This is a genomic window from Bradyrhizobium altum (genome assembly GCF_020889705.1).
Taxonomy (GTDB): Bacteria; Pseudomonadota; Alphaproteobacteria; order Rhizobiales; family Xanthobacteraceae; genus Bradyrhizobium; species Bradyrhizobium altum.
The window spans coordinates 1-7,623 of record NZ_JACMYP010000349.1; the positions used below are offsets into that span (position 1 = coordinate 1).

The 7,623-nt window shown below is 65.6% G+C and carries 7 protein-coding genes and 1 pseudogene; 7 read left to right on the forward strand and 1 reads right to left on the reverse strand.

Annotated features, from left to right (window positions below; all coding sequences use genetic code 11):
* Positions 1-177 precede the first annotated feature (177 nt).
* The 7 genes from fabD (at position 178) to gmk (ending at position 6,926) form a co-directional block, all read left to right on the forward strand.
* Complete coding sequence (gene fabD, locus H8B02_RS42940; RefSeq protein ID WP_229171792.1) at positions 178-1,131, forward strand: ACP S-malonyltransferase; 954 nt, start codon at positions 178-180, stop codon at positions 1,129-1,131.
* Positions 1,132-1,152: 21 nt separating this feature from the next.
* Entirely contained in the window at positions 1,153-1,890 is a 738-nt protein-coding gene (gene fabG / locus H8B02_RS42945) for a 3-oxoacyl-[acyl-carrier-protein] reductase (protein ID WP_229171794.1), read from the forward strand.
* Between the two features lie 289 nt (positions 1,891-2,179).
* Positions 2,180-2,419, forward strand: a complete 240-nt coding sequence (locus H8B02_RS42950; RefSeq protein ID WP_011441358.1) for an acyl carrier protein — start codon at positions 2,180-2,182, stop codon at positions 2,417-2,419.
* Positions 2,420-2,515: 96 nt separating this feature from the next.
* On the forward strand, positions 2,516-3,781 hold the full coding sequence (fabF, locus tag H8B02_RS42955) for a beta-ketoacyl-ACP synthase II (RefSeq protein ID WP_229171795.1): 1,266 nt from the start codon (positions 2,516-2,518) through the stop codon (positions 3,779-3,781).
* 127 nt (positions 3,782-3,908) lie between these two features.
* Positions 3,909-5,168, forward strand: coding sequence for an endolytic transglycosylase MltG (mltG, locus tag H8B02_RS42960; RefSeq protein WP_207838903.1), 1,260 nt, complete (start codon positions 3,909-3,911; stop codon positions 5,166-5,168).
* Positions 5,169-5,381: 213 nt separating this feature from the next.
* Positions 5,382-6,269: a YicC/YloC family endoribonuclease gene (locus H8B02_RS42965; protein WP_229171797.1), complete on the forward strand. Its 888-nt coding sequence runs from the start codon at positions 5,382-5,384 to the stop codon at positions 6,267-6,269.
* 3 nt (positions 6,270-6,272) lie between these two features.
* Positions 6,273-6,926 carry a guanylate kinase gene (gmk, locus tag H8B02_RS42970; RefSeq protein ID WP_212317734.1) on the forward strand — a complete coding sequence of 218 codons (654 nt, stop codon included), beginning with the start codon at positions 6,273-6,275 and terminating at the stop codon, positions 6,924-6,926.
* Positions 6,927-7,005: 79 nt separating this feature from the next.
* Here the strand turns inward: gmk and H8B02_RS42975 are convergent.
* Positions 7,006-7,623 (reverse strand): annotated as a pseudogene (locus H8B02_RS42975) (hypothetical protein); the annotation flags it as partial.

A 7,623-nucleotide genomic window follows, 5' to 3' on the forward strand; every position in this document is an offset into this window, starting at 1 on the left:
CGCGCGCGCGGCTTGACATCGCGCCCCCCCATCAGTGTCTTACGGCCCGGTCCGAGGCCGGTTGCAAGGCAGGGTCCGGACCCGCTGTGGCGCGTTTCGCGCGACGGGATACCGTTTTCCCCTGCGGCAGGCGCGGCGCTTGCGCGGGGATCACGCTCAACAAGGTAGGGAGCGCCGATGACGGCAGCATTCACGTTTCCCGGGCAGGGCTCGCAGGCGGTCGGCATGGGCAAGGCCCTGGCCGACGCCTTTCCGGTTGCGAAGGCCGTGTTCGACGAGGTCGATTCCGCGCTGGGCGAGAAGCTGACCGCGATCATCTGGGATGGTCCGGGCGAGACATTGCAGCTGACGGAAAATGCCCAGCCAGCGCTGATGGCGGTCTCGATCGCCACGTTGCGCGTGCTTGAGAGCGAGGCCGGCTTCTCGGTCGGCCGCAACGCGGCCTTCGTCGCCGGGCACTCGCTCGGCGAGTATTCGGCACTGGCCGCTGCCGGCAGCCTGACCGTCAGCGACACCGCGCGGCTGCTGCGCACCCGCGGGCTTGCGATGCAGAAGGCGGTGCCGGTCGGCGCCGGTGCGATGGCCGCGCTGCTCGGCCTCGATTACGAGGCGGCGGTCGCGGTCGCCAACGAGGCGGCGCAGGGCCAGGTCTGCCAGGCCGCCAACGACAATGGCGGCGGCCAGGTGGTGGTCTCCGGCGACAAGGCCGCCGTCGATCGTGCCGTCGAGATCGCCAAGACCAAGGGCGCCAAGCGCGCCATGCTGCTGCCGGTGTCGGCGCCGTTCCACTGCAAGCTGATGCAGCCGGCGGCCGATGCGATGGCGCAGGCGCTGGCCGGTGTCACCATCAAAGCGCCCGCGGCGCCGCTGGTCTCCAACGTGCTGGCCTCCGCCATCACCGATCCGGACGAGATCCGCCGCCGCCTGATTGAGCAGGTCACCGGCACCGTTCGCTGGCGCGAGTCGGTTGCCTATATGGCAGGGCAGGGCGTGACGCGGTTTTTCGAGATCGGCGCCGGCAAGGTGCTGAGCGGTCTCGTCAAGCGCATCGCCGATGGCGCGGTCGGCGCGTCCGTCGGCGGCCCGAACGATATTGCTGCAGCCAAGGATGCGCTGGCAGCCTCGGCATGAAGTAGCCGGAAGGAGAATTCGATGTTTGATCTGACTGGCAAGACGGCGCTCGTCACGGGGGCAACCGGCGGCATCGGCGGTGCGATCGCGCAGGTGCTGCATGCGCAGGGCGCGACGGTGGCGATTTCGGGGACACGGCGCGAGGTGCTGGACGGCTTTGCGGCCAAGCTCGGCGAGCGCGTTCACGTGCTGCCGTGCAATCTCTCCAGCAAGGATGATGTCGAGGCACTGGTGCCGGCAGCGGAAGCTGCGATGGGACAGGTCGACATCCTGATCGCGAACGCCGGCATCACCCGCGACAATTTGTTCGTGCAGTTGCGCGACGAGGACTGGGACGACGTGATTGCGGTCAACCTGACCGCGACCTTCCGCCTGGCACGCGCGGCGACCAAACTGATGATGCGCAAGCGCTTCGGCCGCATCATCGCGATCACCTCGATCGTCGGGGTCACCGGCAATCCGGGGCAGGGCAACTACACCGCGTCGAAGGCCGGCATCATCGGCCTGATCAAGACGCTGGGCGCCGAATACGCCAAGCGCGGCGTGACCGCGAACTGCATCGCGCCGGGCTTCATCAAGACGCCGATGACGGATGCGCTCAACGACAAGCAGCGCGAAACCATCCTGGCGAAGGTTCCTGCGGCGCGGCTCGGAACGCCCGAGGATATCGCTGCGGCGGCGGTCTATCTGGCCTCGAACGAGGCCGCCTACGTCACCGGACAGACGATTCACGTCAACGGTGGCATGGCTATGATTTGAGCTGGTTGCTGGCTCTCGCAATGCGGCGAAAAGCCGTTTTCGGGAGCCGGTTCAGGCGTGTAGTCAAGGCTTGGGAAGTATGATAGCTGAACCCCCCATGGATGGGCAAAGAACGCCATTGCAGGATTTTGAAACCCTGTATATTGGCGTGGCGACGCCTGCCGTTCGCCGGGGCTTTAGTCGGCTACGACCGGGCCGAATCAAGACTATGCGCGACTGAGTAATCGAGACGACCACGATGGCTCGTATCGTCTTGGGGTCGGGTCCAATGGAACAACGAGGTTGAACGATGAGTGAGATTGGCGAGCGGGTTAAGAAGATTGTGGTCGAGCACCTTGGTGTCGAACCCGAGAAGGTGGTCGATGGCGCGAGCTTCATCGATGACCTCGGCGCTGACAGCCTCGACACCGTCGAGCTCGTGATGGCTTTCGAAGAAGAATTCGGTTGCGAGATTCCCGACGACGCGGCGGAGACGATTCTGACCGTCGGCGACGCGACCAAGTTTCTTGAGAAGAACGCGAAGAGCTGACGCCGATCGCGAAGTTGATGGGGCCGGACGGACCGTGATCGAGCGGTCCCCCGGCTTCTTATTATTAGCCGCGCATTGCTGGCCGGAGACGTGGAAATGAGACGAGTTGTCGTCACGGGGCTGGGCATGCTTACACCGCTCGGCTGCGGCGTTGACGCAACTTGGACGCGTATTCTCACCGGAGACAGTGGCGGCAAGAAGATCGACACCTTCGAAGTGTCCGACCTGCCGAGCCAGGTCGCCTGCTACATTCCGCGCGGCGACGGCTCCAACGGCACCTTCAATCCCGATCAGTGGATGGAGCCGAAAGACCAGCGCAAGGTCGACGACTTCATCCTCTACGCGATGTGCGCGGCGAGGCAGGCGCTCGACGACGCCAACTGGCATCCGAAGTCCGATGAGGACCAGTTCGCGACCGGCACGATGATCGGCTCCGGCATCGGCGGCCTCACCGGCATTGCCGAGACCGCGGTGCTGCTCAAGGAACGTGGACCGCGCAGGGTCTCTCCCTTCTTCATTCCGGGCCGCCTGATCAATCTGGCGTCCGGCTACGTCTCGATCGAGCACGGCCTGAAGGGCCCCAATCATTCGGTCGTCACGGCCTGCTCGACCGGCGCGCACGCCGTCGGCGATGCAGCGCGGCTGATCGCGCTCGGCGACGCCGACGTGATGCTCGCAGGTGGCGCCGAATCGCCGATCTCCCGCATCGGCATCGCCGGCTTCTGCGCGGCGCGTGCGCTGTCCACCGGCTTCAACGACACGCCGGAAAAGGCATCGCGGCCCTACGACAAGGATCGCGACGGCTTCGTGATGGGCGAGGGGGCCGGCGTCCTCGTGCTCGAGGAATACGAGCACGCCAAACAGCGTGGTGCGAAGATCTATGCCGAGGTCACCGGCTACGGCCTGTCGGGCGATGCCTTCCACATCACCTCGCCGCCGCCGGACGGCAATGGCGGCTTCCGAAGCATGAGCATGGCGCTGAAGCGCGCCGGCCTCGTCGCATCCGATCTCGACTACATCAATGCGCACGGCACCTCGACGCAGGTCGGCGACGAGATCGAACTTGGCGCGGTCGAGCGTCTGCTCGGCAATGCGGCTTCGAAGGTCTCGATGTCGTCGACCAAGTCGGCGACCGGACATCTGCTCGGCGCGGCCGGTGCGATCGAGGCGATCTTCGCGGTGCTGGCGATTCGCGATAACGTGGTGCCGCCGACCATCAATCTCGACAATCCGTCGGTGCAAACGGCGATCGATCTTGTGCCGCACACGTCGCGCAAGCGTGACGTGAATGTGGCGCTGTCCAATTCCTTCGGTTTCGGTGGCACAAACGCCTCCGTGATCGTGCAGCGCGTGACCAATTAGTAGGTCTTTAGAACTAGTCCACCGTTTTGCCGTATTCCGCGGTGACTCCTAATAGCGGGCGTATGCTATTGGCAGGGCAGGGGTTTGTCCGGCCACGATTCAACCGGCAGGATATTGGTTTGCATCGATGAGTGAGAGGCCGCCCATTTCACCAAGGAGTCCACGTGCCGCGCTGGAGCCCGAACAGGTTCCGCCGCCGCCCAAGCGCTCGGATCGTGCCCGCAATCCCTTCGTGATCGTCGGCAATGCCATCTTCACCATCCTGATCATCCTGATGATCGGCGCCGGCGCCACCTACTACTACGGCAAGCAGACGCTGGAATCGCCCGGGCCGCTGCAGGAAGACAAGATCGTCAACATCCCCGCGCGCGCTGGCAAGCGTGACATCGCCGACGTGCTGTCGCGCGAGGGCGTCATCAACGTCAATCCGTGGGTCTTCATCGGCAGCGTATTTGCGCTGAAGGCGAGCTCCGATCTCAAGCCTGGCGAATACTCGTTCCAGAAGAATGCCAGCCTGCGCGACGTCATCGCCACCATCGTCGACGGCAAGGTGGTGCAGCACGCCATCACGATCCCGGAAGGTCTGACCTCGGAGCAGATCGTGACGCGGCTCACCGACAACGACATCTTCACCGGCTCGGTGCGCGAGATTCCGCGCGAGGGCACGCTGTTGCCGGAGACCTACAAATTCCCGCGCGGCACCACGCGCGACCAGGTGATCCAGCGCCTGCAGCAGGCGCAGAAGCGCGTGCTCGCCGAGATCTGGGAACGCCGCAACACCGACTCGCCGCTGAAATCGCCGGACCAGCTGGTGACGCTGGCCTCGATCGTCGAGAAGGAAACCGGCCGTGCCGACGAGCGCAGCCGTGTCGCCGCCGTGTTCGTCAACCGCCTGCGGCAGAGGATGAAGCTGCAATCCGATCCGACCATCATCTACGGACTGGTGGGTGGCAAGGGAACGCTGGGGCGTCCGATCAAGCGCAGCGAGATCACGCAGCCGTCGCCCTACAACACCTATGTGATCGACGGCTTGCCGCCGGGACCGATCGCCAATCCCGGCCGCGCCTCGCTGGAGGCGACCGCCAATCCGGCGCGCACGCGTGACCTGTTCTTCGTTGCCGACGGAACCGGCGGCCACGCCTTTACCGAAACCTACGACCAGCACGCCAAGAACGTCGCCAAGCTGCGCGCGTCGGAAAAGCAGATCCAGAACGACACCGTCGAGCCCGCGGATGATCCGGCGCCCGCCGCCGCGGCGCCCGGCGCGGCCGACACCAATCCCACGGCGGCCACGCCGCCGAAGCCCACCAATCAGAAGAAGCCGCCGCGCAGCGGTCGCCAGGGCGCAGCCCAGCAGACCACTTCGCCGCCTGTTGTGCAGCGCTAAAGCGCGATGCGATCATCGCGCTTTAGCTTCTTGTTCGAGCATAGTCTTTCGGAAATCCGCTTCACAGTTTTCCAGACCATGCCGTAGCTCTGCATTTCCCGAAGGTGGACGTAATTCCACTTTCACGGAATCCGTTTTAAGGTTGCACCGGCTGCCCGCGAGTCTCGTCGTCTCCGGGTGAGTCCCATATCCTTCTGTTGGAGAGTTCACGCGATGGCGCTATCGAGCATGACCGGCTTTGCCCGAAGCCATGGCGCGAGCGGTCCCTATACGTTCGAGTGGGAGCTGAAGTCGGTCAACGCCAAGGGCTTTGACCTGCGATTGCGGCTGCCGCCGGGCTGGGACGAACTGGAAGCCCTCGCCAAGAGGCGGGGCGGCGAGTTGCTGTCGCGCGGCACGGTCTACGCCAATCTCAGCGTCAAGCGCACCGATTCGGCGCAGACCATCCGTATCAACGAAGACGTGCTGGCCGCGGTCGTGAAGGTCGCAGGTGAGCTCGCGCAGCGGATCGACGCGGTGGCGCCGAGCATCGACGGATTGCTCGGAATCAAGGGCGTCATCGAGGTGGTCGACCCTGACAGCAACGAGGACGAGGACAAGGCGGCACGCGAGGCGGCGGCGAAGGCCTTCGAGCAGGCGCTCGCCAGCCTCGTCGAGATGCGCCGCCGCGAGGGCGATGCGCTGGGCCAGATCCTGATGCAGCGCATGGACGAGATCGAGCGGCTCGCCAAGCGCGCCGAGACGGCTCCCGGCCGCAAGCCCGAGGCGATCAAGGCTCGGCTTGCCGAGCAGATCGCGGCATTGCTGGAGACCTCCGATCGCTTCGATGCCGACCGGCTGAGCCAGGAGGCGATCCTGATCGCCACCAAGGCTGATATCCGCGAGGAGCTCGACCGCATCGCCTCCCACATTGCCCAGGCGCGCGAGATGATCGGCAAGGGCGGACCGGTCGGGCGCCGGCTCGACTTCCTCGCCCAGGAGTTCAATCGCGAGGTCAACACCTGCTGCTCGAAGTCGAACGACGTCGAGCTGACCAATACCGGGCTCGAAATGAAGAACGTGGTCGAGCAGTTCCGCGAACAGGTCCAGAATCTGGAGTGAACGATGACGGCGCAGGGTTTTGACGGCGTTGAGCGGCGCGGACTGATGTTCGTCCTGTCGTCGCCCTCGGGCGCCGGCAAGACGACGCTGTCGCGCATGCTGATCGACCGCATGCCGGGTCTGAAAATGTCGGTGTCGGCGACCACGCGGCCGAAGCGGCCGGGCGAGGTCGAGGGCCGCGACTATTTCTTCGTCGACAAGACCAAGTTCGAGGCGATGGCCAAGCAGGGTGAACTGCTGGAATGGGCCACCGTGTTCGACAACCGCTACGGCACGCCGCGCGCGCCGGTCGAGGCTGCGCTCGCGGCCGGCGAGGATGTGCTGTTCGACATCGATTGGCAGGGCACCCAGCAATTGCGCGAGAAGGCGCGCGCCGACGTGGTCAGCGTTTTCATCCTGCCGCCGTCAGCCGCCGATCTCGAGAAGCGGCTGCACACCCGTGCGCAGGATTCCGAGGAAGTCATCCGCGGGCGGATGAACCGCGCCACCCATGAGCTGAGCCACTGGGCGGAATACGACTACATCGTCGTCAACCAGAACGTCGACGACGCCTTTGCCGAGGTGCAGTCGATCCTGAAGGCCGAACGTCTCAAGCGAGAGCGACGCACTGGCCTCACCGAGTTCGTGCGCGGCCTGCAGCGTCAGCTCGAGAAGTAGCTTGTCGAGAAGTAGCTTGCCGGAACCGTGACGCGATCCGGGGATCGCATCACGGCTCATTCGCTTTCCTGAGCGCGCTCTAGTTCGCCGCGCTGCGCGCCAGCCGCTGCAGCATCGCCGCGATCTGCTTGTTGTCTTGCTCGGTTTGATCCGCTTCGCGCGGCGTCTCGCGGCGAGCAACCGGCGTCTCGGCGCGGCGCGGAACCGGTGTCTCTGACCGGCGCGGGGTCGCCTCCGACAGGCGCAACGGACGGTCGCGGCTGACGACTGCCATGGGCGGCGCCGGCTCGGTGTGGAGTGAATCCCAGGGCGCACGCCATTCGTCGCTGATCTCGTAGGGCGGCGTACGGGTGCGGGTCAGGCGGAACACCAGCGCGCTGACCAGGCCGGCCAGCACCAGCGCGCCGACCATCACGATCAGCAGCATCTGCGTCGAGGACGACGGCTTCTCGGCGGACGCCTCGGCTGTCACGGGGGCGGCCGGTGCCGGCGCGGCCGCCTGTTGCGGCGTCGCATCGGCCTGTGCGACCATGGTTGGCTGGTCTGCGGCGTGCCGGGTTCCGTTGGTTCCGGCCATGCTCGATGCATCCAGCCATCTGGCGTTCACCTCCGACGCGTGGGCGTTGGCGCCAGTGGGCGCGGCGGACGCCGCCGGGGCGGTCATCGCCGCAGTGCCGGACTGACCGGCGTCTGCGCT